Annotated in this window: 22 protein-coding genes; 14 read left to right on the forward strand and 8 right to left on the reverse strand. The window is 35.4% G+C overall.

Features of this window, described 5'->3' with window-relative positions; all coding sequences use genetic code 11:
* Positions 1-33 precede the first annotated feature (33 nt).
* From WH188_RS13060 to WH188_RS13075, 4 genes are all read right to left on the reverse strand, one after another.
* A complete protein-coding gene (locus WH188_RS13060) occupies positions 34-1,701 on the reverse strand; it encodes a glutamine--tRNA ligase/YqeY domain fusion protein (RefSeq protein WP_132769315.1) in 1,668 nt (555 codons plus the stop codon).
* Positions 1,702-1,861: 160 nt separating this feature from the next.
* A complete protein-coding gene (locus WH188_RS13065) occupies positions 1,862-2,506 on the reverse strand; it encodes a carbonic anhydrase (RefSeq protein WP_021190157.1) in 645 nt (214 codons plus the stop codon).
* A gap of 94 nt (positions 2,507-2,600) precedes the next feature.
* Positions 2,601-4,139, reverse strand: coding sequence for a SulP family inorganic anion transporter (locus WH188_RS13070; RefSeq protein ID WP_031288378.1), 1,539 nt, complete (start codon positions 4,137-4,139; stop codon positions 2,601-2,603).
* A gap of 99 nt (positions 4,140-4,238) precedes the next feature.
* Positions 4,239-4,508: a hypothetical protein gene (locus WH188_RS13075; protein ID WP_031288376.1), complete on the reverse strand. Its 270-nt coding sequence runs from the start codon at positions 4,506-4,508 to the stop codon at positions 4,239-4,241.
* Between the two features lie 283 nt (positions 4,509-4,791).
* Here WH188_RS13075 and WH188_RS13080 point away from each other — a divergent pair, with 283 nt between their 5' ends.
* The 5 genes from WH188_RS13080 to WH188_RS13100 all read left to right on the forward strand — a co-directional run bounded on the left by WH188_RS13080 (position 4,792) and on the right by WH188_RS13100 (position 8,923).
* The gene (locus WH188_RS13080; protein ID WP_168127623.1) at positions 4,792-6,333 is read left to right on the forward strand and encodes a helicase HerA-like domain-containing protein; all 1,542 of its coding nucleotides are present in this window, start codon (positions 4,792-4,794) and stop codon (positions 6,331-6,333) included.
* A gap of 55 nt (positions 6,334-6,388) precedes the next feature.
* Entirely contained in the window at positions 6,389-7,300 is a 912-nt protein-coding gene (locus WH188_RS13085) for a nucleotidyltransferase family protein (RefSeq protein ID WP_132769311.1), read from the forward strand.
* A 104-nt stretch (positions 7,301-7,404) separates the two neighbouring features.
* A complete protein-coding gene (locus WH188_RS13090) occupies positions 7,405-8,085 on the forward strand; it encodes a TIGR02117 family protein (protein ID WP_206368541.1) in 681 nt (226 codons plus the stop codon).
* Between the two features lie 132 nt (positions 8,086-8,217).
* On the forward strand, positions 8,218-8,727 hold the full coding sequence (locus WH188_RS13095; protein ID WP_021190154.1) for a hypothetical protein: 510 nt from the start codon (positions 8,218-8,220) through the stop codon (positions 8,725-8,727).
* Positions 8,717-8,923 carry a helix-turn-helix transcriptional regulator gene (locus WH188_RS13100; RefSeq protein WP_021190153.1) on the forward strand — a complete coding sequence of 69 codons (207 nt, stop codon included), beginning with the start codon at positions 8,717-8,719 and terminating at the stop codon, positions 8,921-8,923. Before WH188_RS13095 ends, WH188_RS13100 begins: the two co-directional genes overlap by 11 nt.
* 57 nt (positions 8,924-8,980) lie before the next feature.
* Here WH188_RS13100 and dnaK read toward each other — a convergent pair whose 3' ends face one another.
* On the reverse strand, positions 8,981-10,885 hold the full coding sequence (gene dnaK / locus WH188_RS13105; protein WP_132769309.1) for a molecular chaperone DnaK: 1,905 nt from the start codon (positions 10,883-10,885) through the stop codon (positions 8,981-8,983).
* Between the two features lie 213 nt (positions 10,886-11,098).
* Between dnaK and WH188_RS13110 the strand changes: the two genes are divergently transcribed.
* Positions 11,099-11,653, forward strand: a complete 555-nt coding sequence (locus tag WH188_RS13110) for a thioredoxin family protein (RefSeq protein ID WP_021190152.1) — start codon at positions 11,099-11,101, stop codon at positions 11,651-11,653.
* 18 nt (positions 11,654-11,671) lie between these two features.
* Here WH188_RS13110 and WH188_RS13115 read toward each other — a convergent pair whose 3' ends face one another.
* Entirely contained in the window at positions 11,672-12,580 is a 909-nt protein-coding gene (locus WH188_RS13115; protein WP_339424099.1) for a GLPGLI family protein, read from the reverse strand.
* A complete protein-coding gene (locus WH188_RS13120) occupies positions 12,573-15,245 on the reverse strand; it encodes a TonB-dependent receptor domain-containing protein (protein ID WP_021190149.1) in 2,673 nt (890 codons plus the stop codon). The genes WH188_RS13115 and WH188_RS13120 overlap by 8 nt, the downstream gene beginning before the upstream one ends.
* Positions 15,246-15,439: 194 nt before the next feature.
* On the opposite strand from WH188_RS13120, the gene WH188_RS13125 reads away from it, so the two are divergent.
* The 3 genes from WH188_RS13125 to WH188_RS13135 all read left to right on the forward strand — a co-directional run bounded on the left by WH188_RS13125 (position 15,440) and on the right by WH188_RS13135 (position 17,892).
* Positions 15,440-15,793 carry an MmcQ/YjbR family DNA-binding protein gene (locus tag WH188_RS13125; protein ID WP_021190148.1) on the forward strand — a complete coding sequence of 118 codons (354 nt, stop codon included), beginning with the start codon at positions 15,440-15,442 and terminating at the stop codon, positions 15,791-15,793.
* Between the two features lie 150 nt (positions 15,794-15,943).
* Positions 15,944-17,086, forward strand: a complete 1,143-nt coding sequence (locus WH188_RS13130) for a PCMD domain-containing protein (RefSeq protein ID WP_168127620.1) — start codon at positions 15,944-15,946, stop codon at positions 17,084-17,086.
* A gap of 29 nt (positions 17,087-17,115) precedes the next feature.
* Positions 17,116-17,892, forward strand: coding sequence for a porin family protein (locus tag WH188_RS13135; protein WP_168127619.1), 777 nt, complete (start codon positions 17,116-17,118; stop codon positions 17,890-17,892).
* Positions 17,893-18,054: 162 nt separating this feature from the next.
* Here WH188_RS13135 and WH188_RS13140 read toward each other — a convergent pair whose 3' ends face one another.
* On the reverse strand, positions 18,055-19,017 hold the full coding sequence (locus WH188_RS13140) for an isopenicillin N synthase family dioxygenase (RefSeq protein ID WP_045752411.1): 963 nt from the start codon (positions 19,015-19,017) through the stop codon (positions 18,055-18,057).
* 288 nt (positions 19,018-19,305) lie between these two features.
* Here WH188_RS13140 and WH188_RS13145 point away from each other — a divergent pair, with 288 nt between their 5' ends.
* The 5 genes from WH188_RS13145 to WH188_RS13165 all read left to right on the forward strand — a co-directional run bounded on the left by WH188_RS13145 (position 19,306) and on the right by WH188_RS13165 (position 25,891).
* A complete protein-coding gene (locus WH188_RS13145; protein WP_021187929.1) occupies positions 19,306-19,755 on the forward strand; it encodes a MarR family winged helix-turn-helix transcriptional regulator in 450 nt (149 codons plus the stop codon).
* A 37-nt stretch (positions 19,756-19,792) separates the two neighbouring features.
* On the forward strand, positions 19,793-22,219 hold the full coding sequence (locus WH188_RS13150; protein ID WP_132769299.1) for a 3-hydroxyacyl-CoA dehydrogenase/enoyl-CoA hydratase family protein: 2,427 nt from the start codon (positions 19,793-19,795) through the stop codon (positions 22,217-22,219).
* 42 nt (positions 22,220-22,261) lie between these two features.
* A complete protein-coding gene (locus tag WH188_RS13155) occupies positions 22,262-22,624 on the forward strand; it encodes a four helix bundle protein (RefSeq protein WP_132769297.1) in 363 nt (120 codons plus the stop codon).
* A 55-nt stretch (positions 22,625-22,679) separates the two neighbouring features.
* The gene (locus tag WH188_RS13160) at positions 22,680-23,855 is read left to right on the forward strand and encodes an acetyl-CoA C-acyltransferase (RefSeq protein WP_132769295.1); all 1,176 of its coding nucleotides are present in this window, start codon (positions 22,680-22,682) and stop codon (positions 23,853-23,855) included.
* Between the two features lie 257 nt (positions 23,856-24,112).
* Entirely contained in the window at positions 24,113-25,891 is a 1,779-nt protein-coding gene (locus WH188_RS13165; protein WP_168127618.1) for an acyl-CoA dehydrogenase family protein, read from the forward strand.
* Positions 25,892-25,906 lie beyond the last annotated feature (15 nt).

The following is a 25,906-nucleotide window of genomic DNA, read 5'->3' on the forward strand; positions in this document are numbered from 1 at the left end:
AGCAGCTGCTTCCCTTTTTTGTTAATATTAATATTATCCTTTTTTAACTTCCTTGGCCCAAGAGTCTTTTAGTCCGACCGTACGGTTGAAAACCAAGTGATCTGGTTTAGAAGATGTATCTAAAGTGAAATACCCTAAACGGATAAACTGATAACCTTTTCCAGGGATTGCATTTAACAAATCAGGTTCAATAAATGCTTTGCTGATTTTTAAACTATCTGGATTAATCGATTCTTTGAAGTTTTCTGAAGCAGCAGGATTCTCGTCGTTAAATAAACGATCGTACAATCTGATTTCTGTTTCTTTAGCATGTGGCACAGAAACCCAGTGAATAGTTCCTTTAACTTTCATTCCTGAAGTATCTTCGCCAGATTTTGAATTGGGCACATAAGTACAGTGTACTTCTGTTACTTGACCATTTGCATCTTTAACGAAATCATGACAGGTTACTATATATGCATTTTTTAGACGCACAGAAAGGCCAGGACCTAAACGGAAAAATTTCTTTGGAGCATCTTCCATAAAGTCATCACGTTCAATCCATAATTCATTTGAAAAAGGAATCATACGAGAACCTTCACCACCCTCAACTTCTGGGTTGTTTTCACCATGTAGTTCTTCAATGTGGTCAGAAGGAAGGTTTGTGATCACTAATTTAATAGGGTCTAGCACAGCCATTCTTCTCCATGCTGTTTTATTCAGATCCTCACGAATACAGAATTCCAACAGACTCACATCAATCATATTTTCGCGTTTAGCGACGCCGATCTTATCACAGAAAGTACGGATACTTGCTGGAGTATAACCTCTTCTGCGTAAACCTGAAATAGTAGGCATACGTGGATCATCCCAACTTTCTACAAATTTATCATTTACCAATTGTAAAAGCTTACGCTTACTCATAACGGTGTAGGTCATGTTTAAACGTGCAAATTCATATTGCTTTGAAGGATAGATTTCTAGTTTTTCAATACACCAGTCGTACAATGCACGATGTGGAATAAATTCTAACGTACAGATAGAATGTGTGATTTTTTCGATAGAATCGGATTGTCCATGTGCAAAATCGTACATGGGATAAATACACCATTTATTTCCAGTTCGGTGGTGATGCGCGTGTTTGATGCGGTATAACAACGGATCACGTAAGTGCATATTTGGATTTGCAAGATCTATCTTAGCACGTAACACTTTTTCACCATCTTGGTATTTACCATCTTTCATTTCTTGAAAAAGAACCAAATTCTCTTCAATGCTACGACTGCGATTAGGAGTTGGAACTCCAGGTTCAGTTGGCGTACCTTTGGCTGCTGCAATTTCTTCGGCAGTACTATCATCTACATAAGCCAAATCTTTTTTGATGAGGTCTACAGCATATTGATAAAGGGTGTCAAAATAATCAGAAGTATATAATTCCTGTGCCCAGTTGAAGCCAAGCCATTGAATGTCGTTTTTAATACTTTCAACGTACTCCGTATCTTCTGTCACGGGGTTAGTATCGTCAAAACGTAAGTTGGTCTGGCCATTGTATTTTTGCCCTAAACCGAAGTTTAGGCAAATAGATTTTGCATGACCGATGTGAAGATAGCCGTTAGGCTCGGGAGGGAAACGTGTCAATACACGCCCATCATGGGTCCCATTACGAAGATCTGCTTCGATAATTTCTTCAATAAAATTTAATGATTTCTCCTCGTTTATCATAATACAAAGTTAAGTATTACTTCGAATTATCCGTAGTAGTTCTTACATTTTAAAGTAAGTTGTTTCGAAAGAAAAATGAGTGAGTTGTAACGGAGAGAAGAGATGCTGTAAAGAACTGTTTTTAATAGTAAAAGGATCGGTTGCCCGATCCTTTTATATGCTATCTATAAGAGAATACATCTCCAAGATCTTCGTTACTCGTGAACGTACAATCAAGATCTGTTAATTCACCTGTTCCAATGTTGATGACCATTCCATGAACAGCTAGATCGTTTCTGTCTTTCCAAGCATTTTGGATAATAGAAGTTGTACATAAGTTAAATACCTGTTCTTGCACATTTAACTCAATTAAACGATCAACTTTTTTATCATGTTCATCAATTGCATCTATTTCTGCTGCATGTAAACGATAAACATCTTTGATGTGACATAACCAGTTATCAATAATTCCAAATTGATTACGGCTTAATGATGCCGCTACACCACCACAGCCATAGTGACCAGCAATAATAATCTGCTTTACTTTCAATACATTTACAGCATAATCGAGTACTGATAACATGCTCATGTCCGAATGCACACACATGTTTGCGATATTACGGTGTACAAATACTTCTCCAGGTTTAGTACCTGTGATTTCATTTGCAGGAACACGACTATCAGCGCAACCAATCCATAAAATTTCTGGATTTTGACCTTTTGCTAATTGTTGAAAACGACCAGTCGTATCATTCTTAACAAAGTCCATCCACTCACGATTTCCTTGTAAAATTTTTTTAAATCCTATTTCTAAATCTTTTTCCATTTTATATATATATTAATACAGTTCATTCAGTCATGTGCTGTATGTTTTATCCCTTATAGGATACAAATCTCGTTAATTAATTGTTTTTATTTTATTATTTTTTCTTGTATTCAATATCTGTCAATTCAATGCGCTTTCCTTTGGTCAGGGCATTCTGTTCAAAATCTTTAATGACCTCGATAACATCTTTATCAATGAATTTACTACCTGTACCGTTAATAACAATAAGGCCAACAGATTTTGGAAGACTATAAAGCTTTTGTTGAATAGGAGCTTTGTTTAAAAAAGATACTTCTTCCGCTAAAGTGATTACAGCTTTGTCGTAATCATTTTGTTTGACGATATCAAATTTGAAAGCATTCTGCATATTAGCTTTTAAAATATAAAAAGTGGCTACCACAAGACCAATACCTACACCCATTAATAAGTCTGTAAATACAATTGCCACAATTGTTGCAAAGAAAGGAATAAACTGGTCAAGTCCTTTTTTATACATAGATGTAAATAAAGCTGGTTTCGCTAGCTTATAGCCAGTTTGCAATAAAATAGCAGCTAAACAAGATAGTGGGATAAAATTTAATACGTTAGGTATGATCAGAATCGCTAGTAATAACCACATACCATGAAGTAAGGCAGATTGTCTTGTTCTTCCTCCAGCATTTACATTCGCTGATGAACGTACAATAACTGACGTCATTGGTAAACCACCCAATAGACCACTTGTTATGTTACCAACTCCTTGTGCAATCAGTTCCCGATTGGTCGGCGTATTTCTTTTAAATGGATCAATTTTATCGACCGCTTCAATACTCAATAGTGTTTCTAAACTGGCAATGATCGCAATGGTGAAAGCGACAATCCAAACTTCTTTATTGATGATCTGTGTAAAATCGGGAAGCGTAAACAGCCCTGTAAATTCTGCAAAGGAATTAACAATCGGTACAAGTACAAACTGTGACTCTGCTAATTGAAATGCTGTTCCATTAAAGGCAAATGATAATCCGATACCTAAAGCCACTACGATTAGTGGAGCAGGAATGCTTTTCAATTTCGGTATGCTTGGCCAATAAATTAAAACAATCAGTGATAAGATGCAGATAATCAAAGCCCCAGGGCCAATTGAAGATACCAAAGTGTCTGTAAATGCGCCAATTCCATGGCCGTTATCAAGCTCAAAAGCATGTGTTTCCAACATACCAAGTGCCAAAGGAATTTGCTTTAATATAATGGTAATCCCAATGGCAGCAAGCATTCCAACAATAACCGAGGATGGGAAATAATTACCAATCATTCCCGCCTTTACAATACCTAGAATCAACTGAAGTATTCCAGCAATAACTACGGCTAATAAAAACGTTTCATAAGCTCCAAGACTCTGAATGGCTCCTAAAACGATAACTGTAAGACCAGCTGCAGGACCACTGACGCTTAAAGGTGATTTACTGATAGAAGAAACGACTACACCGCCAATTACTCCAGTTAACAATCCTGCAAACAATGGCGCACCAGAAGCCATTGCAATACCCAAACATAGTGGAAGTGCTACTAAAAACACCACAACACTAGCGGGTACATCATATTTTAAGTCTCTTTTCGATAGTTTCAGAAAAGCAGACATACGAGTTCCAAACATTAGTTTTTGTCTAAAATTTTACCTGTTTTTTTTATATAAGATTTTCCTTTAGTCAGATCTGACCAAAGTTGAGGTCATGCCAAAGCATGTACAGGAAGCCTAGCAGTTAGGAGGCGGCGTAGGAACAGATGGGTGGAATGCACGAATACTTTTTTCATTTTTCAAGTAGTGCTTTTGTTTTCCGTGGTTATCAGTTATGATCGCTAGAAAGTAAGATTCTTCAGTTTTGGCATTAAAAAACTTTGATCCGGACTCATTATGATCACTATGTGCTCCATTGTTGTTCTCAATTTCTAATTGAAGCACAATTTGAAGAATGGTATTTTGATCTAATAAAGATGAAAATATAGGTGTTATTGATATGCTCATCTTTGTGAAAAAGATTAAAGCACATAATAAAGCGGCTATATTTCTAATTTTTTTATTAAACATCTTTCTTCAAAACTGTATCTGTCCCCTATTTAGAGTATGTAAAAATACATTTTTCATGTTAAAAAATTGTGAAATTTTTTTAAAAAAATCCATGCTGACAAAAAAATTACAAAGACTCAATATTTCGTTCTATCTTTAATAGAGGAAATATAACATGTAAAAAGTGAAGAGATTTCTCAAGCGTTAACTGTTTGGGTTTTAAAAATTAGCAAATTAAGTAATGGAAGATCAAACACTATTTATTGAAAAAGTAAAAGCATCATACAATCCAAAGGGAGCCTATATATATTTAGGTGCAGGTATTTTGGACGGTAATATTTTATCAGAGGCTAAAGTTAACCTGGCTTTAAAAATGATGAATCGACATGGCTTAATTGCAGGAGCAACCGGAACTGGGAAAACACGTACTTTGCAGTTAATTGCAGAACAGTTGTCTGATGCAGGAGTTCCCGTGTTTATGCTAGATGTTAAGGGAGATTTATCGGGCTTAGCTGTTGAAGGACAAACCAATCAAGCGCTTATAGATCGTGGAGATGCTGTGGGCGTTCCGTTTGTACCAGCGAGTTTTCCCATCGAATTATTTTCTTTGACAGGTAATAAAGGAACAACAATGCGGATAAAAGTATCTGATGTTGGTCCTATTCTTTTGTCCCGTATTTTAGAACTGAATGATACACAAACTGGAGTGTTAGCTGCAATCTTTAAATATGCACAAGATCATAATATGCCTTTGGTTGATTTTAATGATGTTAAAAAGTTACTGAGTTACCTCGCCGATGGTCCAGGAAGTGAGGAGATTAAAGATGATTATGGTAAAATAAGTACATCGAGTTCCGGAACTATTTTACGTAAGATAGTTGCTATAGAACAACAGGGTGTTGCTCATATATTTGGAGAGAAGGAATTTGATATCGAAGATTTATTTCAAAAAGTAGATGGCAGAGGTGTCATTAGTTTATTGAATATTTCGGATGTTCAGGATCAACCCGTGTTATTTTCAACATTTCTATTAAGTATATTAGCCCAGTTGTTTAAAAATTTACCTGAAGTAGGCGATTTGGATAAACCAAAGTTGGTATTTTTCTTTGATGAAGCTCATCTACTATTTAAAGATGCTTCTAAAGCATTTCTGACGCAGGTAGAGCAGATCGTTAGATTGATTCGATCAAAAGGTATAGGCGTATTCTTTTGTACTCAGTCACCAACAGATATTCCCGAGTCTGTGTTGGCACAGTTGGGGAATCGCGTACAGCATGCTTTACGTGCTTTTACTCCGAATGATGCTGAGAATTTAAGAAAAACTGTCAAAACATATCCTAAATCAGATTTTTATGCAATCGATCAAATATTAACATCCTTAGGAACAGGGCAGGCACTCATTACAGTGCTGAATGATAAAGGAATTCCTACAGAAGTTGTTTCCACACATCTGGTACCAGCAAGAGCTGTCATGGGACCTGCAGATGCAACAACTTACGATCAGCTTGTCAAACAATCTGATTTGTATTTGAAATATCAACAACGTGAGGAAAATCGCTCTGCAGCTGAGATTGTTGATGAAAGAATGAAAGTGGCAAATGATCAGCAGATACAGCAAGATCGAGAAAAAGAAGAGGCTAAGCTTGCTAAGAGCAGTTCGAGAAGACAAACACCACTAGAAGCCGCTCAGAAAACAGCGACGACCACACTTGCAAGAGAAGGGGTAAAGTTGTTGGGGAAACTGGCAAGTGGTTTGTTAACAGCATTCTTTAAGAAAAAGTAATCTAATATTTATATATTTGCACAAATTTAAACTAGAAACGACCTAGAAATTGGATATGAGTAAACCAACTTTATTAATTTTGGCAGCAGGTATGGCTAGCCGTTACGGATCATTGAAACAGATTGATGCTTTTGGGCCTCACGGCGAAACTATTATTGATTATTCTATCTATGATGCTATTAATGCTGGATTTGGCAAAGTAGTATTTATAATTCGTGAAGAATTTTTAGATAAAATGAAAGAAGTCTTTGACGAAAAGTTAAAAGGAAAAATCGAAGTAGATTACGCTTTCCAAGATTTTGATTTAAAGAAGTATGGTATTGACCGTGAAATAGAGCGTGCTAAACCTTGGGGTACTGCACACGCTGTAATGAGTGCAAAAAATCACGTTGATGGACCTTTCTGTGTGATTAATGCAGATGATTTTTACGGTACGGATTCTTACGAAAAAATGGCTAAGTTCTTAACAACTGAAGTATCAGATGACCAAATGGCTTTGATGGGATTTCAAGTTGGTAATACGTTATCCGATTATGGTTATGTATCTAGAGGGGTATGTGTAGTAAGTCCTTCAGGACATATGGAAAGTGTTACGGAACGTACTAAGATATACTATAAAGAAATTGAAGGCGAGAAAAAAATAGTTTTCGAAGAAGGTGATGTAATAACAGAGTTGGATCCGGAAAGTCGTGTATCTATGAATTTCTGGGGCTTTACTCCAAAAGTATTTGAAGTGGCTGAAGGCATGTTTAGAGATTTTGTTGAGAAAAATTCGGAAGATCCTAAATCTGAATTCTTCATTCCTTCTGTAGCAGATTATTTCGTGCAAACAAAGCAAGCAGATTTTAAAGTTATCCCGACCTCATCAAAATGGTTCGGTGTTACCTATAAAGAAGATAAGGAAATTGTGCAGGCATCAATCCTAAAATTGATTGCAGATGGTGCATATCCAGAAAAAATATTTTAAAATATTATCGTAGTATTTTCTAAACCCGCAATATTTGTTGCGGGTTTTTTTTATGTTTGAGTATTAGAAGGTATTATCATTCTAAGATCAAGTCCATTATAAACATGAAAAAAATATTAAAAGTGCTATTATATATTCTTATCACACTCATTCTAATTGTATTTATTTATTGGTTGTCAGAACGTGTCTTATCGCGAATAAGTGCACATAGAGAAAATTCTGCTCTACCGAAAGATATAACGTTGTATATTATGTCAAATGGTGTGCATACAGATCTAGTATTCCCCGTTAAAAATAATCTGATGGATTGGACACATCTATTTCCATTAAGTAATAATAAGGGAAAAGATACCACATATACTTACATGGGAATAGGATGGGGAGATAAGGGCTTTTATTTAAATACCCCAGAATGGAAAGATCTAAAAGCTTCGACAGCATTTGTAGCAGCAACTGGCATTGGTGAAACGGCACTACATATTACCTATCATAAATCAGTGGAGGAGAATGAGCTCTGTTACAAGTATATGATTGATACAGTACAATATCAAATCCTTATTGATTTTGTGAAATCATCGTTGGAATATGATGCTGAAAATAAGCCAATTGTAATTAATACTAATGCACAGTATGGTGATTCGGATGCTTTTTATGAAGCCAAAGGATCTTACAGCATGTTTTACTCATGCAATACTTGGACGAACGAGGCTCTTAAAAAGGCGAATATGCCAGCGGGTATATGGGCAACATTAGATAAAGGAATATTAAGCCATTACAAAAAATAGCACTCCAGTATTCATCACAATAAAAGACATAATAGATTGACAAGTATTTTTTACATTTTGTAAAAAACACTTGTCAATATGTATGATTAGTTTTACATTTGTCGTACTAACAATATAAAACTTAAAATCATTATGAAAAAAATTCCTTTATTACCCCGGTACTTCCGGTGGATTGGATTAGGATTAGTCCTCATGTTTTTAATCCCAACGGCATTATATATGCTAAAAGAAAATAGTATTTTAATTACTAATTATCCAAGAATAAAAGGGGTAGAGATTATGCCTTTCGAATTATCTTTTTCTACTTTTGCAGTTTTGGGAGGAAATGATGGCCCTTTTGAAATTATTAATACAGAAATGTCACTAACATTACAGCTTTTATCGATCTTTTTAGGGTTGAGTTTTATTGCATTTACGAAGTATAAGTATGAGGATGAAATGATTAATTCTATTCGTCTTTATTCTTGGTCCTGGTCTATTATTTCTTTTGCTATTTTCAATGTATTATTAATTGCATTTGTTTATGCTAGTTGGTATATAAGCCTGGCATTTTTAAGTCCAAATATTATATTATTGCTTTATATTATTATTTTTCGGTTCCAGGTTTTTAAAATGAATAGGAGGTTAGCGCATGAAGAATAATATTAAAATCAATCGACTGATGAAAGATTATTCACAAGAACAGTTAGCAAATAAAGTCGGAGTAAGTAGACAGACAATCAATGCCTTGGAAGCTGCGAAATATGTTCCTTCAACTGTATTGGCACTTAAGTTATCAAGAGTATTGGATAAAAGTATAGAAGAATTATTCCAATTGGAAGATTCAGACTTGGTCTAATAATAAAAAAGCTCGAAGATTCATCTTCGAGCTTTTTATTATTTAAAAGGAGTGTAATTATTTGACTTCTTCGTATTCTACGTCAGTTACGTCATCACCACCTTGGTTACCACCATTGTTTGCTTGACCAGCATCACCTTGAGGTTGTGAACCACCTTGTGAAGCAGCATACATCTCTTCAGAAGCAGCATTCCAAGCATTGTTTACTTCTGCAGAAGCTGAATCGATATCAGCAAAACTTCTTGCTTCAAAAGCAGCTTTCAATTTTACTAAACCAGCTTCGATAGCCGCTTTTTTATCTGCTGAAATTTTATCTCCGTATTCTTTTAATTGTTTTTCAGTTGAGAAAATCAAAGCATCTGCACCATTGATTTTATCAGCTTCTTCTTTCATTTTTTGATCCGCTTCAGCATTTGCTTCAGCTTCTTCTTTCATTTTTTTGATTTCTTCGTCAGATAAACCAGATGAAGCTTCAATACGGATATTTTGCTCTTTTCCAGTTGCTTTATCTTTAGCAGAAACTTTAATGATACCATTTGCATCGATGTCGAATGTTACTTCAATTTGAGGAACACCACGAGGAGCAGAAGGAATATCATTTAAGTGGAAACGGCCAATCGTACGGTTTTGAGCAGCCATTGGACGCTCTCCTTGTAAGATGTGGATTTCAACAGATGGTTGATTATCAGAAGCAGTTGAGAACGTTTCAGACTTTTTAGTAGGAATAGTTGTATTTGCTTCAATTAATTTAGTCATCACACCACCCATTGTTTCGATACCTAATGATAAAGGAGTAACGTCTAATAATAATACGTCTTTCACTTCACCAGTTAATACACCACCTTGGATAGCAGCACCTAATGCTACAACTTCATCAGGGTTAACACCTTTAGAAGGCTCTTTTCCGAAGAATGCTTTTACTGCATCAACGATTGCAGGGATACGTGTAGAGCCACCAACTAAGATGATCTCATCGATATCACCTGTACTGAATCCAGCATTTTTCAATGCAGAACGACAAGGATCAATTGTACGTTTGATCAAATCAGCAGCTAAGCTTTCAAATTTAGCACGTGATAAAGGACGAACTAAGTGTTTCGGGCCTGTTGCATCAGCAGTGATGTATGGCAAATTGATTTCAGTAGAAGTTGTGCTTGATAATTCAATTTTAGCTTTCTCAGCAGCTTCTTTCAAACGTTGCAATGCCATTGGATCTTTTTTCAAGTCAAAGCCATTGTTTTCGTTTTTAAACTCGTCATTTAACCAGTTGATGATTACATTATCAAAGTCATCACCACCTAAGTGTGTATCACCGTCAGTAGATTTAACTTCAAATACACCATCACCTAATTCCAATACTGAAACGTCATGTGTACCACCACCACAGTCAAAAACAACAATTTTCATGTCTTTGTGTGCTTTATCTAAACCATAAGCTAAAGCAGCAGCTGTTGGCTCGTTGATAATACGTTTAACTGTTAAACCAGCGATTTCACCAGCTTCTTTAGTTGCTTGACGTTGTGCATCATTGAAGTATGCAGGAACTGTAATTACAGCTTCAGTTACTTCTTGACCTAAGAAATCTTCTGCAGTTTTCTTCATTTTTTGAAGAATCATAGCTGAAATTTCTTGAGGTGTATATTTACGGTCGTCAATTTCTACACGTGGTGTATTGTTGTCGCCTTTTACTACATTATAAGGTACATGTTGCGCTTCATTTACAGACTCATCATAAGATAAACCCATAAAGCGTTTAATAGAGTAAATAGTTTTAGTCGGGTTTGTGATCGCTTGACGTTTTGCTGGATCACCTACCTTACGCTCGCCACCTTCAACAAAAGCAACGATAGAAGGGGTTGTACGTTTACCCTCATTGTTAGCAATAACTACCGGTTCGTTACCTTCCATTACAGCAACACATGAATTGGTCGTACCTAAGTCGATTCCTATTATTTTAGACATATTATATATATTTATTTTTTACTAATCTGTTTGTTGTATACCTACCTAATCAACCCTTGTGCCAATCATTTTGTTTTGATGAAAATGAATAAAATTGACAAGTAAACGTCAGAATTGGTGACAAACTGTCATTTCTATGTTTCTTTATTTCGTCTGAATTGTGCAAATGGCAAAATTTTGTCATATTGTATCCCAAAATATAAAAGCTAATATATGCAGTTCGAAGAATACGTATCCTATTTTAAAGCTATCGTAGAAAATCCCGAGAATTATGAAGGTTATCAAGACGAAGAAATCTTTAATTACACCAAATTAAATTGGTCGAGAATGAATCGCTGGTTGAAAAAATTTGAACCCAATGCTGAAACAGCTTCATTTATGAACGGGATTGCAACCAAGCAACATTGGATCTTAATAACAGAACCATGGTGCGGTGATGCCGCTCATTCTGTCCCCATGATTTACCAGATGGTGAAGAGTAATCCATTGCTTGTTCTGGATATACAGTTACGTGATTCGGAACCTTATACAATTAACCAATATTTGACCAATGGCGGAAAGTCTATTCCTAAATTAGTGATTCGTAATGAGCAAGGTGATGACTTGGCTGTATGGGGACCGCGCCCTCAGGGCTGTACAGATCTATTTGTTATGATGAAAGGTAAAGGAGCTGAATTTAATGACATTAAAGAAGAGATTCAAAAATGGTATAATCAAGATAAAGGAGTTGCCATACAGGAGGAATTAGTTGACATACTTAGTCGATAACTGATTAGAGCAGATTCTTTAATAAAGAATCTGCTCTAATATTTGTCTTCTTTGTTGCGCATCACTGTTACCTCTTCCCCTAAACATACTGCCTGAAAGCAATTTGAAAAATTCGTTGGATGACATCTCTTTTGCTTTTTTATCTTTCCACGAACTTGAAACCTGATCAGTGGTGAATTTTACCTCAGTCGCCCAATAATTGATATGCATTTCAGGAACAACAAGTCCCAAGATCATTCCGGGCAATCCTCCTGTTAATACCGGCCCTCCTGAGACAGGAATCTCTTCTGAATAAAAAGCGATTAGATAGAGTGAATCTTTCGTCGCCCCATTTACACGTCTACATTCATACCCTGAAATTGTTCTAAACTCATCTGTGAATCGCCATGTAACATCCTGAAGACTATCTTTTATAATAATTTTTTCGTCAATTTGAAGCTGTACTTCAGAAAGCTTAGCTTTAAGGTTCTGAAAATAAGTTTTATCGCCCATTCTGTTGTTTCCTCTGCCCATGCCACGCATACCGCCACCTCCATTTGTGCCTGTTCGTTGATTGGCTACTGCATTCCCTCGTCCTCCTGCATTCCCTCGTCCTCCTCCTGAACTTCTTCCAACTCTTGTATTTGCTGGTGAGGTATTGGGTTTTGTTGGCGTTTCTTCTGCATTGGACTCCATCAATGTCTGGTTCTCATCAAACTTCAGAACAAAATTGGATGTAGAACTTTCTGGCATTTCATCGATGTTTCCCATGTACATCATACCTCTATTACCGTTTCCACCATGCTTAGCCATCAATTCTCGCATTCTCGCTTTCGTATACACCACTTTTTCAAAATTGATGGTTCCCTTTGTTGCAAAGTAAGCATGTTGCGCAAATGCATCTGTGCCAAATAGCAAAAGAATGAAACCTATTAATAATTTAGTCATTTTTCTTTCCTAATTTTTTGTTAAAATCCCATTTCAATCCAAGCATGAAATATTGAGTAAGCATCTGTTGTTGTGATTCCGAAAATTTACTGCTGTCAAATGAGCGATTGGTAGTATTGAATGTTTTAAAAATATCAAATGCTTTTAAGCTTAATTGTAGGTTATTGCTCATCAATTTCTTATTTAATTCCATATTCATATAAAATTGATTGATAGCTTTAGTGTATACTTTGTTCTTACCCGTATATCCGTAATTAATAACCTGCACCAGATCAAATTTAAAGGGTAGGAAGTATTTGATATCCGTATTGATATTTGCTCTCAGACTATTACTGTTTAAATCAGGTTGTAAAAGAGTCTCCACACGATCAACACCTATATTCGTAAAGAAGTTGAAGTCAATAACCTTAGAATTTTGTTTATTTAATCCAAAACCTGCACTTGCATTGTAGTTCTTGGAATTGTTCAATACACCATTCAGAAAGTCGTAACTATTTCCATAACTTAAATTCGCATTTGGATTGAACTGAAGTAAATTATTAAATAAAGGTTTACTATAACCAGAGTATACTCTAGCGGACCAGTTTATTTTATCTCGTATGTTTTCATAATTACTGGTTGTCACCCCTTCAGAATCAAGGATTCTCTTATTTGCAATCGGATTATGTGTTGTTGTAATACCCGCATTGATATTGAAGCTCGAACTTCTTAAAATGCTAAAGGTATTAAAATTTAAATTATAAGAGTTTTCAGTTGATTTCTTTAAATCGGGGTTTCCTAATTGTACAAATAATGGATTTGTCTGTGGTTGTAAGGCTATCAATTGTCCGAACGTCGGAATTCTGTTCGATGTACCGTAGCTAAGCATCAAATTTTTGTTTAAAGACAATTTGTAATTAACATTCATATTCAGGTTATTATCCCAAAAGTTGCGATTGAGATTAATATCACGATAGGTGTCAATTAATTTTTGATTCCTATAGCTCATCGTATTTGATAGGTTAATATTGAGTTTGTCTTTAATGTTGTAGTTTAACTGAATATTTGCACCCTGATTGAAATTTTTGTTTTCTTCATTTTTAGAATATAATGAATCTAACAACGTATATTCACCCAGTCCATTGGCATTTAATGATCTATTTAGACTTTTTGAAACGCTACTGTTCATCGTATATCCTACAGTTAGGTACAAGTCTTGAAGTAATTTCTCATTTAAATTTAGAGAAGCACCGATTCGATTGTTCTTCGCTTCGTTTACACGTTTTTGATCTATAGTATCAGCTCTGTTAAGCGCGTTGTTTTTATAATAGTTTGTAATCGATTTTGTTTGACCAATAGATTCACTTTGTGATAATTGCGTATTAAACTGAACATTAATAGACCGTCCATTATTGTTTAATCTTCTTCTATAATTAATACGGAAATCGGCATTATCATTATTTCCCTTTGAGCTGTTATTTTCATCAAAAGTGTTCGTTAGTGTAGTGTCATTAATGGTGATCCTACGGTTCGACGTACTTTTAGTATAGGTGTCTGATTTGCCTGCATTCAATTGAACGTCTAGATTTTGGATAGAATCGATTTTGAATCGTACCTGTGTTCTGACATTGTTATTTTTTGTATCGTTATCGGAGCTGTTACTTCCTATTGTTTCTTGTGTTTTGTCTTCAAATAATTCCTTAACGTTAGAAGTTCGTTCATTAGTAGCGCTGTTGTTGTTGAAATTATAACTGGAATTTAATGATAATCTTTTCTTTAGAAATACATTATCATAATTTACGCCAATATTTTTATATTCAGGTTTACCTTGAATGCTGGCATTGGAACGGATCCTTGAATCATTTCCCCCTCCCATATTGTTCCAGTTTCCGGTTAGTCCTATACGTTCAGAACGATTGAATTTAGCGGCAAATAAACCCGCGTCAAATAAATGTTTAGTACCAATTGTAGCATTCGCATTTCCGAAAATACCTTTTCTAGCTTCTTCTTTAAGCACCACATTAACCGTTTTGATACGTACGCCGTCATCCACTCCCGTTAATTCAGCTTCATCAGATTTTTTCTCGTATACCTGTACTTTGTCAATAGCATCTGCTCTAACATTGCGAATCGCAATTTTAGGATCATAACCAAAAAATTCTTCACCATCTATCAATACCTTTGAAACTGTTTTCCCCTGAGCAGTAATAGTTCCGTCCGAAGATACAGTCATACCGGGTAACCTTCGGAGAAGGTCTTCCAATTTTGCATTTTTTTCAGTTTCAAAACTACCGGCATTATATTCTATTGTGTCACCTTTAATTTTTATTGGTAGTTTTTGCGTAATAACAACCTCTTCAAGAACATTGGCTCGTGAACTTATCTTAATATCATGTAAATCAATCTTGCTATCTTCTACATTTATAATGTCACTGTATAGTTCAAATTTTGGATAAGTCACAAGTACGCGATAAGCACCTTTTTCTGGGGGTTGAATATTGAAACTACCTTCCTCGTTTGTGCGTGTAAATACTTTCAAAATAGAATCTTGTGCCGTAAGTAAGATTACTGAAGCATTGAAAAGGGGCTTGTTTTCGCCTCGATCTATAACCTTACCCTTAATAGAAGTTTGTGCGTAACTTAATGATGTGCAAAAAAATAATAGGAGGAAAAATATCCTGTTCATAATGCTATTTAGGTGAAGTTATGTGTCAAATATAGAATATTAACCGGTTCTTAATATTTGTGTAATCAGAATGTTATAAAAACAGAGCATTATTTACAATAATTAACATTTTTTGTTTTTTTATAATCTTTATCAGCAGGCTGTACATTGGGTAAAATAATAATTATTTCTTAACTTTCAGAAAAAATCCAAACATGAATATCGAAGAATTACGCGATTATTGCATAGCAAAAAATGCAGTAACAGAAGAACTTCCATTTGGTCCTGATACACTGGTTTTTAAAGTTGCTTCTAAAGTTTTTCTATTAGTTGGGTTAGATCAATTGGAGGGACTATCTTTTAATGTTAAGTGTGATCCAGAGTATGCTATTAGTTTGAGACAGGAATTTCTGCAGACAGTTTTTCCAGGTTATCATATGAATAAGAAACATTGGAATACAGTTCATGCAAATCGTGAATTAACAGACCAAAAGTTATTGGAATTAATTGATCATAGTTATGATCTTGTATTTGCATCATTGCCTAAAAAAATAAAAGAAAATCTTTAATAACAGTTGAATTTCCTTTAATTGTCAAGTTTTAGAGACAAAGGTCTTTTTTCTCCACGAAATTTAAGTTGTTACCCCAACAATCTTAACTTTGCGCCACGTTAATAATTCTCACAATTAACGATATTTTACATTAAATATTAATTTATTATGGAACAAAAACGAATTCTATCGTTTATGATTTGTATTATGCTGTTTTTTGGATTAAATGGCTGTATTAAAGAAGAGGCATTGAATACAGAAGCTGATATTGAACAGGCGAGTATTCTGAATGGAGATTTAGCACTTAGTACAGCACCTTCTATAGGTAATAATACGATTATTTTTAAACTAAAACGCTTTTCTGGTAGTTACGTACATACGCCTGAGTTTGTGTTGACACCAGGAGCGACTATCTTGCCAAAAAGTGGTACCGAACTTGATTTTTCACAACCTCAAAAATATACGGTAACTTCTCAAGATGGTGCATGGTCAAAGACTTATACAGTCTCATTTGTAGTTGACGAAGGCGCTAATTTTTATGGTGCATTTGAAAATGCACAAGTTGTTGATACAGATAATCCTGTAGGTCATTACCATCAGTTTTTTGAATTAACAGCAGGCGGTCAGAAAAATATTATTTGGGAAACAGCAAATGAGGGATATAATATTCTTGCTGGTACATTAGTGGGAGAGGATAAAGATTTAATACCATCTTTCTATCCAACTTCGCAAGTAACAGACGGTTATCTTGGTAATGCTGCTAAATTAATGACGAAAGATACCGGTCCATTAGGCGGGATGTTCGGTTCGCCATTGGCTGCGGGTAATCTGTTTGTTGGGGAGTTCAGGCTTACTTTTCCTACTGTTAATTCTACTCGATTTGGTATCTCGTACAACAATGATACTGCTCCGGTAGCATTAAAAGGTTTCTTTAAATATAAAGCCGGTGAAAAATTTGTAGATAATACAAAACCATCACAGCTCACTAAAGATACGTGGGATGGATATGCAATTTTATTTGAAAAATCAGCTGATTTAAATAAAAATTTCTTAACAGGTACACATGCCTTTAAAGATTCTCGGATCGTTAGTGTTGCTAGAATTGGAACAAAAGAACAAATTGAAACTGATAAATGGACAGCATTTAATGTTCCTTTTTCTTTTGTGAATGGTAAATCTTTTGATCCAGCTAAAGAATATATGTATACCATAGTATTCAGTTCAAGTAAAGAAGGAGATATTTTTAATGGTGCTGTAGGAAGTACTTTATTTATTGATGAGGTAGAGCTTGTTACAGGTCAAAAAAAATAATGATGAATATAAATAATAAAACTATTGTAATGAACAGAATACTATATGTTGTAGCTATTTGTTTAATGGTTACCCAATATGCCCAGGCGCAAGACAGTACAGTTAACAGTAACACAAATTTTTTTGATACAAATATTGATTACGCAGTGCAAGCGCAATTTAGTATAGGGGGCAGTAGTCCATTAGGTATGCCTCGTGAAATAAGAAAGATTGAAAGTTTTAATCCCGGGTTTAGTTTTGGTTTAGAAGCAAACGCTACTAAATGGATACATGAAAATGGAAAATGGGGAGTGCGATTAGGGCTTCGTTTTGAAGAAAAAGGAATGAAGACCAATGCCCGCGTCAAGAACTATCTAACAGAAGTGGTTAAGGATAATTCAAAAGTTAGAGGTTACTATACAGGAAAAGTACAGACAAATGTGAGTAATACATATTTTACTATACCTGTTTTGGCTGTTTATAAACTTTCGGATAAATGGAATTTATATGGAGGTCTCTATTTTTCAAGATTGATTGACAATACATTTGATGGATATGTATCGGATGGCTATTTAAGGCAAAATACACCAACAGGAACAAAAATATCGTTTGAAGACGGAAGTCAAGCTGCATATGATTTCTCGGACAATGTTCGGAAATTTCAATGGGGTACTCAACTTGGAGCAGAATGGAAAATGAATAAACATTTTAAATTATTGACAGACCTTACATATGGCTTCAATAATATTTTAGAAAAAGATTTCAATTCTATCGATTTCAGTATGCATAATATTTACCTCAACGTAGGTTTTGGTTATTCTTTTTAAACAGATTAATATGGATTTCCTGATTGATCATTGTCAAAAGGGAAATCAAGATTTTAATGATGTTAAAAATTAAAAATGGCCTGTTAAATTTTTAACAGGCCATTTTTGTTTTCTAATAAACAGTTTGTTTGAAAGGTTGGTCTTCTTTTTTATAAAAAATACTTACATCTTCAAACCGATCTCTCTCAAACGTTCATCTAAATATTCACCTGCAGTATAATCAGGATAAGCTTTTGGATAGGTTTCGCTAATGCAAGAATCTAAACAAGCTAAGCTCATTGATGCTTTAGGGTGTAAGAAGAAAGGAATAGAAAAACGAGAATTACCCATTAATTCACGCGGTGGATTAACGACACGGTGTGTAGTTGATTTTAATTTATTATTTGTTAAGCGCTGCAACATGTCACCAACATTGATAACGATATCTTCACCTTTAGCTTTAATAGGAAACCATTCACCGTCTTTTGTCATAACCTCAAGACCGTCAGCACTCGCTCCAATTAATAAAGTAATTAAATTGATATCTTCGTGTGCTCCGGCACGAACAGCATCAGGTGCTAATTCATCAGGATTTTGGATCGGAAAGTAATGGATTGCACGTAAAATAGAGTTACCGTTGATAACGAATTTTTCGAAATAATCTTCTTCTAGCTCCAAATAAGTTGCAATTGCTTTTAATAATTCACGACCAGTGTCTTCTAGTTTTTTATATACTTCGGCGGTGATTTCACTGAATCGGGGTAATTCGGCAACTTCCGGATTATCAGGAAAATCAGTTTTACTATATTCTTCACCAACGATTGTTTGTCCTCTTTGCCAAAATTCTTTCAAATCTGGAGTTGTGGAATCTTTTGCTTTTTCGCGACCTTTTGTTGTATACCCTCTTTGTCCGGCAAGTTCAGGAAACTCATATTTCAATTTTGTTTCTGTCGGTAATGAGAAGAATGCGGGTACGATTTGATACAATTCGTCTATTAGTTCTTTTGATAGACCATGATTAGCAATAGTAACGAAACCAGTTTCGTTAAAAGCTTTTCCAATGTCTTGGATAAATTGACCGCGCTGTTCTGAATTCCCCTCAGTAAAGTTTAACAAGTCAAGTCTCGGTATATTAACTAAAGCCATACGTTTATGTTTGTTTGTACAAAGGTAACCGATTTAATTTTGAATATAAAAACACAAATGTGAATAACTGTAGGGGTGTTTTGCTTAAGTTGTTGGTTTGTAGTTGTTAAAAGTTTTCCACATTTTGATAATATGGCATATTGTTGATTATAATCGGTATTTTAATACCTTAGTAAGGGACTATTCATTTCCGTCAAATATTTATTAAAAATTTAATATTAACTATTTGAAATCCAAAAAAAATAAATTAGATTTGTTATGCTTGCATAGTAAATAATAAAGCAAATTATGAGTCAAAATAAAACAATTGATTATTTTTTAAAAACAGGTTGGCAGACTATCGCTAATAAGTATAACCAGATTGCGACGCAGTATGGTTTTACTCAGGCTGCTGGTTATATTTTAATTAATATCCATAAAGAGGGGACCCCCGTATCACAGATCGCCAATTTAACAGGTGTGAAAACAACTAGTTTGTCTCGGGTGTTAAATAATTTAGAGAAGTTGGGATTTATTTATAGAGAAGCGAGTGCATCTGATAAGCGATCGGTTAAAGTGTATTTAACAGAGCTGGGTAAAGAAAAAAGAGAAATGGCAAAAAACGTCGTTCGTAATTTTAATCATTATCTCGAGGAAAATTTATCAGAGAAAGAGCGGAATCAATTGATGAAATCTTTAGCCAAATTAAATGAATTGGCGACTTCATATCAAGAAGAAAATAGTACCATCGATCAATAATAAGCTTAGCAATTATTGATAATAAACAATTAGATAAATGAGTAGAAACATTAGAAAAGTAGCAGTATTAGGTTCTGGAGTAATGGGCTCTAGGATCGCTTGCCATTTTGCTAACATCGGTATGGAAGTATTACTTTTGGACATCGTTCCAAAAGAGCTATTGCCAGCTGAAACAGCAAAAGGACTTACTTTGGATAGTAAGTTCGTTCGCAATCGCATTGTCAACCAGTCTTTAGAAACGGCTGTAAAATCTAATCCATCTCCTATTTATAGTAAATCTTTTGTGAAAAGGATTTCAACAGGAAATTTTGATGATAATATGTCTGATATCGCATCATGCGATTGGATCATTGAAGTTGTCGTTGAACGATTGGATATCAAAAAATCTGTGTTTGAACGCGTTGAACAATACCGAAAACCAGGCACTTTGATTACTTCAAATACTTCGGGTATTCCGATACATCTTATGACGGAAGGTAGATCCGAAGATTTTAAAGATCATTTTTGTGGTACACACTTCTTTAATCCGCCACGTTATTTACAATTGTTGGAAATTATTCCTACCCCCCATACAATAAAAGAAGTTGTTGATTTTCTGTTAGAATTTGGTGACAAGTTTTTAGGTAAAACTGTTGTTTTATGCAAGGATACACCAGCATTTATTGGCAATAGAATCGGTGTTTATTCAATGCTTGCTTTAACCCATCTCGTTGAACCGCTAGGTTTGACTGTGGAAGAAGTTGATAAGTATACCGGTCCAGCGATGGGGCATCCGAAATCGGCAACTTTCCGAACAGCTGATGTTGTTGGTTTAGATACTTTGGTAAACGTTGCTAATGGCCTCGCCCAGAATGCACCCAATGATGAAGCTAAAGGGGTATTTCAATTGCCTTCCTTTATAACTAAAATGGTTGAAAATAAGTGGCTAGGTGAAAAAACCAAAAAAGGATTTTACGAAAAAGTAAAAGATGCTTCTGGAAATTCAGAAATTCAATCTTTAAATCTGAAAACTTTAACATTTGGACCTCAAGGAAAGGTGAAATCTGCTACCCTGGAAGCTACAAAATTGGTGGAAGATATTCGCAAACGAATGAAAGTATATGAACAAGGGAAAGATAAAGCAGGAGAATTGTTCCGTGCCATGCATTATCCTTTGTTTGAATACGTATCTAATCGTGTACCTGAAATTACTGACGATTTTTTCCGTATCGATGATGCGATGCGTGCTGGCTTCGGTTGGGAGATAGGTCCTTTCGAGGTTTGGGATGCTTTAGGTGTTCGAGAGACAATAGAAAAAATTAAGAACGAAGAGAAACGTCTCCCAGGTCAACGTGGTGAAGTTTCACAATGGGTTCATGATATGTTAGACGCAGGTTGTGAGTCTTTCTATAAAATCGAAAATGGCGTTCGTCAATATTATGATATTGCATCAAAATCATACAAACCTATTCCAGGAACAGAAGATCTTATTGTTTTAGATCACATCCGTGAAAGCAAAACAATTTGGAAAAATTCCGGAGTTTCCATTATTGATCTTGGAGATGGAATTATCAATTGTGAATTCCATACCAAAATGAATACGATCGGTGGAGATGTAATTCAAGGCGTGAATAAAGCAATTGATTTAGCTGAAAAAGAATATCGTGGATTAGTAATTTCTAACGAAGGAAAAAATTTCTCCGCAGGAGCTAATATAGGTATGATATTCATGATGGCCGCTGAGCAAGACTACGATGAATTAAATATGGCGGTTCGTGCTTTCCAGAATACTTCTATGCGGATTCGCTATTCGTCCATTCCAGTAGTAGTAGCACCATTTCAAATGACATTAGGAGGAGGCTGTGAATTTTCAATGCATGCCGATTTTGTGCAGGCACATGCTGAGACATATATGGGCTTAGTTGAATTTGGAGTTGGTGTAATTCCAGGTGGCGGAGGTACTAAAGAATTTGCTTTACGTGCTTCAGATGAATATAAAGAAGATCAAATTGTTCAAAATACTTTAAAAGATCGTTTTTTGACCATAGGAACAGCAAAAGTGTCAACCTCAGCTATAGAGGCCTATGAGCTTGGATACCTGCAGCAAGGTAAGTATGCGATTACTATGAATAAAGCTCGACTTATTGCTGATGCAAAAGAAAAGGCTTTAGAATTAGCTAATGCAGGTTATATACAGCCCGTTCAAAGGACTGATATTAAGGTATTGGGAAAACAAGGATTAGGAATTGTCTATGTAGGAGCAAGTTCAATGCGTGCTGGAAATTATATCTCTGACCATGATAAAAAGATTTCTGAAAAATTAGGAAATGTTTTATGTGGCGGTGAGTTATCGGCACCAACAGAAGTCTCTGAACAGTATTTATTGGATCTAGAACGTAAAGCTTTTCTTGAGCTATGTGCAGAACGAAAAACTTTGGAACGTATCCAATTTATGTTAACAAAAGGAAAACCGTTAAGAAATTAGAGTATAAATTAGATTAGAGATTTGAGACATTAGATTTGAGATATGCATAATCTGAAAGAATTAAAGATTTGGAGTAAATCAATTGAATTAGCTACAAAAGTATATGAAGTAGTATCTCTTTTTCCTTCAGAAGAAAAATTTGGATTATCATCTCAGATTAAACGATCGGTTATATCGATTGCGTCAAATATAGCAGAAGGAGCAGGTAGAAATTCAGGAAATGAATTTATTCATTTTCTTGGAATTGCAAATGGATCATCTTTCGAATTGCAGACACAAATTATTATAGCACAAAATCTAAAGCTGTTAAAGGTTGAGCAAGCCGAACAGCTGTGTTCTCAAATTATAGAAATTCAAAAAATGATTTTTGGATTTTTGAATAAATTAAAAAATGATAATAAATAATATGTGAATTTTAACGATCTGATATCTTAAATCTCACATCTCACATCTAAAAATTATGGAAGCATACATTGTAGCAGGATATCGTACAGCAGTAGGGAAAGCACCTCGTGGAGGATTTCGTTTTATGCGTGCGGATGATTTGGCCGCTGATGTGATCAAGCATTTGGTGGCATCAGTACCCAACTTAAATAAAGAAGAAATTGACGATGTAATCGTCGGTAATGCGATGCCAGAAGCAGAGCAAGGATTGAATGTAGGACGTTTAATTTCTTTGATGGGCTTGCAAACGGATAAAGTACCAGGAGTCACTGTAAACCGTTACTGTGCCTCTGGGTTGGAGACAATAGCCACAGCTGTAGCAAAAATAAAAGCCGGAATGGCAGATTGTATTATTGCTGGCGGAGTCGAGGTCATGTCAGGAATGCCTTTTGGAGGATGGAAAATTGTTCCAAACCCTGAAGTAGCAAAAGAAAACCCAGATTGGTATTGGGGAATGGGACTTACAGCCGAAGCTGTTGCAAAAGAATACGGCGTATCTCGAGAAGACCAAGATGCATTCTCTTTAAAATCACATCAAAAAGCTGTTGAGGCTATTAAAAATGGTCATTTAAAAGATGGCATTGTTCCGATTACAGTAAAGGAAAACTACTTAAAGGATGGCAAAAAATTAGAAACAAGAGAATATGTCGTTGATACAGACGAAGGACCGAGAGCAGATTCATCGCTTGAGGCGCTTGCGAAGTTGCGTCCAGTTTTTGCAGCTGACGGTGTAGTTACTGCAGGTAACTCATCACAAACTTCAGATGGAGCAGCCTTTGTTTTGATTGTTTCAGAAGAAAAAATGAAGGAATTGAACCTAAAACCGATAGCACGTCTTGTCAGTTATGCCGTGGCAGGTGTTCCGCCACGTATCATGGGGATTGGTCCTATTGTAGCAATACCAAAAGCTTTGAAAATGGCAGGATTAAAAAAGGAAGATATTGATTTATTCGAATTGAATGAAGCGTTTGCATCACAATCTTTAGCCGTAATTCGTGAATTGGGTCTTGATGAAGAAAAAGTTAATGTCAATGGCGGTGCCATTGCTTTAGGACATCCACTGGGTTGTACTGGAGCCAAATTGACTGTTCAAATATTAAATGAACTGAAGCGTAGAAATAAAAAATACGGCATGGTAACCATGTGTGTCGGAACAGGGCAGGGAGCAGCAGGTATTTTTGAATTACTATAGATAGCGCAAATTTTAAGACTTCGACAGAGTATATGAAATGTTCTTTATCGAAATCAAATGGCACATTTTGAGGATGACTTGAGCTTTTCATCCAGATGTTTTTTTTAAATCGGACCATTTAAACTGATTTTAAGCTTAGAGATCAATAAGGTGACATATAGAGATGTACCTGTTTTAAATTAGAGAATAATATTTAACAATAGAAGCAAAGAAATAAGGTCTTAGTCTTTATCCTTTGCACTTTAATCAGAAAAATTATGAGCAACACAATTAAAGGCGGAGAATTTGTAATTAAAGAGACATCTTATACAGATATTTTTATTCCTGAAGAATTTGATGAAGAAGCAAAGATGATTCGTCAGACCTGTATTGACTTTCTAGATACGGAAGTTCTAAACAAATTGGATCGTATTGACTCCCAGGAAGAAGGTTTGATGCCAAGTCTTATGGATAAAGCTGGAGAACTAGGAATGTTGAGTGTGTCCATACCAGAAGAATACGGGGGATTTGGTAAAAACTTCAATACATCCATGTTAGTTGCAGATGCGGTTGGGGGAGGATTCTCCTTTGCTGTGGCATTATCGGCACATACAGGCATAGGTACTTTGCCTATTTTATACTATGGAAATGCAGCTCAAAAAACAAAATATATTCCAAAATTAGCTACTGGGGAATGGAAAGCTTCTTATTGTTTAACAGAACCTAATTCAGGATCAGATGCCAATTCTGGTCGTACTGCAGCAAAATTAAATGCCGCAGGTACACACTATGTCATTAATGGACAGAAGATGTGGATTACAAATGGTGGTTTTGCTGATATCTTTATTGTTTTTGCAAAAATTGATGATGATAAGAATCTTACCGCTTTTATTGTTGAGAAAGATTTTGGAGGAATCAGCATGAACCCGGAAGAGCATAAACTGGGAATCAAAGGATCTTCAACCCGTCAGGTATTTTTCAACGATTGTGAAGTTCCTGTTGAAAATATGCTTTCTGAACGTGAAAATGGATTTAAAATAGCGGTTAATATCCTAAACATTGGTCGTATAAAATTAGGTGCCGCTACTATCGGTTCATCACGCATGGTGATTACACAAGCTATTAAATATGCGAATGAGCGAGTGCAGTTCAATTTACCTATTTCCAAATTTGGAGCCATCCGTTACAAATTAGCTGAAATGGCAACACGATTATTTGCAACCGAATCAGCAGCATATCGTGCCGGTCAGAATATTGATGACACCTACGAATCATTAGTTGCAGGGGGAATGGATGAAGCCAAAGCAAAACTGAAATCTGTAGAACAATATGCTATCGAGTGTGCGATCATTAAAGTGTGGTGCTCGGAAATGTTAGATTATGTTGTGGATGAAGGCGTACAGATTTATGGAGGCATGGGATATTCAGCAGAAGCACCAATGGAACGCGCTTATCGAGATTCACGTATCAATCGTATTTTTGAAGGTACCAATGAAGTTAACAGACTGTTGGTGGTAGATATGCTTTTAAAACGTGCCATGAAGGGTGAGATTGATTTGATGGGACCTGCTACTGCAGTTGCATCAGAACTATTAGCTATTCCTGATTTTGGAGAAGAAGATGAAACACCATTTGCAGCAGAAAAGAAAATTATCGCTAATTTGAAAAAGGCAGGCTTATTAATTGCTGGCGCCGCAGTTCAAAAATTGATGATGTCTTTATCTAAGGAGCAGGAGATTTTGATGAATATTGCCGATATCATTGGTTATGTATACATCGCTGAGTCAGCGTTACTTCGTGCGGAGAAATTATATCATACAAAAGGAGTAGAAGCAAGTGCTGATGCAACAGATATGGCTAAAATTTATCTATATTCAACCATTGATAAAGTAAATGTTGCAGGAAAAGAAGCCCTAAATTCTTTTGCTGAAGGTGATGAGTTGAAAATGATGTTAGTGGGTTTACGTCGCTTTACAAAATCAGAACCATATAATGTGAAAGATGCGCGTCAACGAATTGCTAAGAAGTTGATTGATGCCAATAAATATTGTTTTTAGGTTTTAAAAAGTGAT

This window comes from Sphingobacterium sp. MYb388 (assembly GCF_037479535.1).
Taxonomy (GTDB): Bacteria; Bacteroidota; Bacteroidia; order Sphingobacteriales; family Sphingobacteriaceae; genus Sphingobacterium; species Sphingobacterium anhuiense.

Coding starts and splice junctions, on each gene's coding strand:
- WH188_RS13060 (WP_132769315.1), bottom strand. CDS start 1,701: ATGATAAACGAGGAGAAATCATTAAATTTTATTGAAGAAATTATCGAA.
- WH188_RS13065 (WP_021190157.1), bottom strand. CDS start 2,506: ATGGAAAAAGATTTAGAAATAGGATTTAAAAAAATTTTACAAGGAAAT.
- WH188_RS13070 (WP_031288378.1), bottom strand. CDS start 4,139: ATGTTTGGAACTCGTATGTCTGCTTTTCTGAAACTATCGAAAAGAGAC.
- WH188_RS13075 (WP_031288376.1), bottom strand. CDS start 4,508: ATGAGCATATCAATAACACCTATATTTTCATCTTTATTAGATCAAAAT.
- WH188_RS13080 (WP_168127623.1), top strand. CDS start 4,792: ATGGAAGATCAAACACTATTTATTGAAAAAGTAAAAGCATCATACAAT.
- WH188_RS13085 (WP_132769311.1), top strand. CDS start 6,389: ATGAGTAAACCAACTTTATTAATTTTGGCAGCAGGTATGGCTAGCCGT.
- WH188_RS13090 (WP_206368541.1), top strand. CDS start 7,405: ATGAAAAAAATATTAAAAGTGCTATTATATATTCTTATCACACTCATT.
- WH188_RS13095 (WP_021190154.1), top strand. CDS start 8,218: ATGAAAAAAATTCCTTTATTACCCCGGTACTTCCGGTGGATTGGATTA.
- WH188_RS13100 (WP_021190153.1), top strand. CDS start 8,717: ATGAAGAATAATATTAAAATCAATCGACTGATGAAAGATTATTCACAA.
- dnaK (WP_132769309.1), bottom strand. CDS start 10,885: ATGTCTAAAATAATAGGAATCGACTTAGGTACGACCAATTCATGTGTT.
- WH188_RS13110 (WP_021190152.1), top strand. CDS start 11,099: ATGCAGTTCGAAGAATACGTATCCTATTTTAAAGCTATCGTAGAAAAT.
- WH188_RS13115 (WP_339424099.1), bottom strand. CDS start 12,580: ATGACTAAATTATTAATAGGTTTCATTCTTTTGCTATTTGGCACAGAT.
- WH188_RS13120 (WP_021190149.1), bottom strand. CDS start 15,245: ATGAACAGGATATTTTTCCTCCTATTATTTTTTTGCACATCATTAAGT.
- WH188_RS13125 (WP_021190148.1), top strand. CDS start 15,440: ATGAATATCGAAGAATTACGCGATTATTGCATAGCAAAAAATGCAGTA.
- WH188_RS13130 (WP_168127620.1), top strand. CDS start 15,944: ATGGAACAAAAACGAATTCTATCGTTTATGATTTGTATTATGCTGTTT.
- WH188_RS13135 (WP_168127619.1), top strand. CDS start 17,116: ATGAACAGAATACTATATGTTGTAGCTATTTGTTTAATGGTTACCCAA.
- WH188_RS13140 (WP_045752411.1), bottom strand. CDS start 19,017: ATGGCTTTAGTTAATATACCGAGACTTGACTTGTTAAACTTTACTGAG.
- WH188_RS13145 (WP_021187929.1), top strand. CDS start 19,306: ATGAGTCAAAATAAAACAATTGATTATTTTTTAAAAACAGGTTGGCAG.
- WH188_RS13150 (WP_132769299.1), top strand. CDS start 19,793: ATGAGTAGAAACATTAGAAAAGTAGCAGTATTAGGTTCTGGAGTAATG.
- WH188_RS13155 (WP_132769297.1), top strand. CDS start 22,262: ATGCATAATCTGAAAGAATTAAAGATTTGGAGTAAATCAATTGAATTA.
- WH188_RS13160 (WP_132769295.1), top strand. CDS start 22,680: ATGGAAGCATACATTGTAGCAGGATATCGTACAGCAGTAGGGAAAGCA.
- WH188_RS13165 (WP_168127618.1), top strand. CDS start 24,113: ATGAGCAACACAATTAAAGGCGGAGAATTTGTAATTAAAGAGACATCT.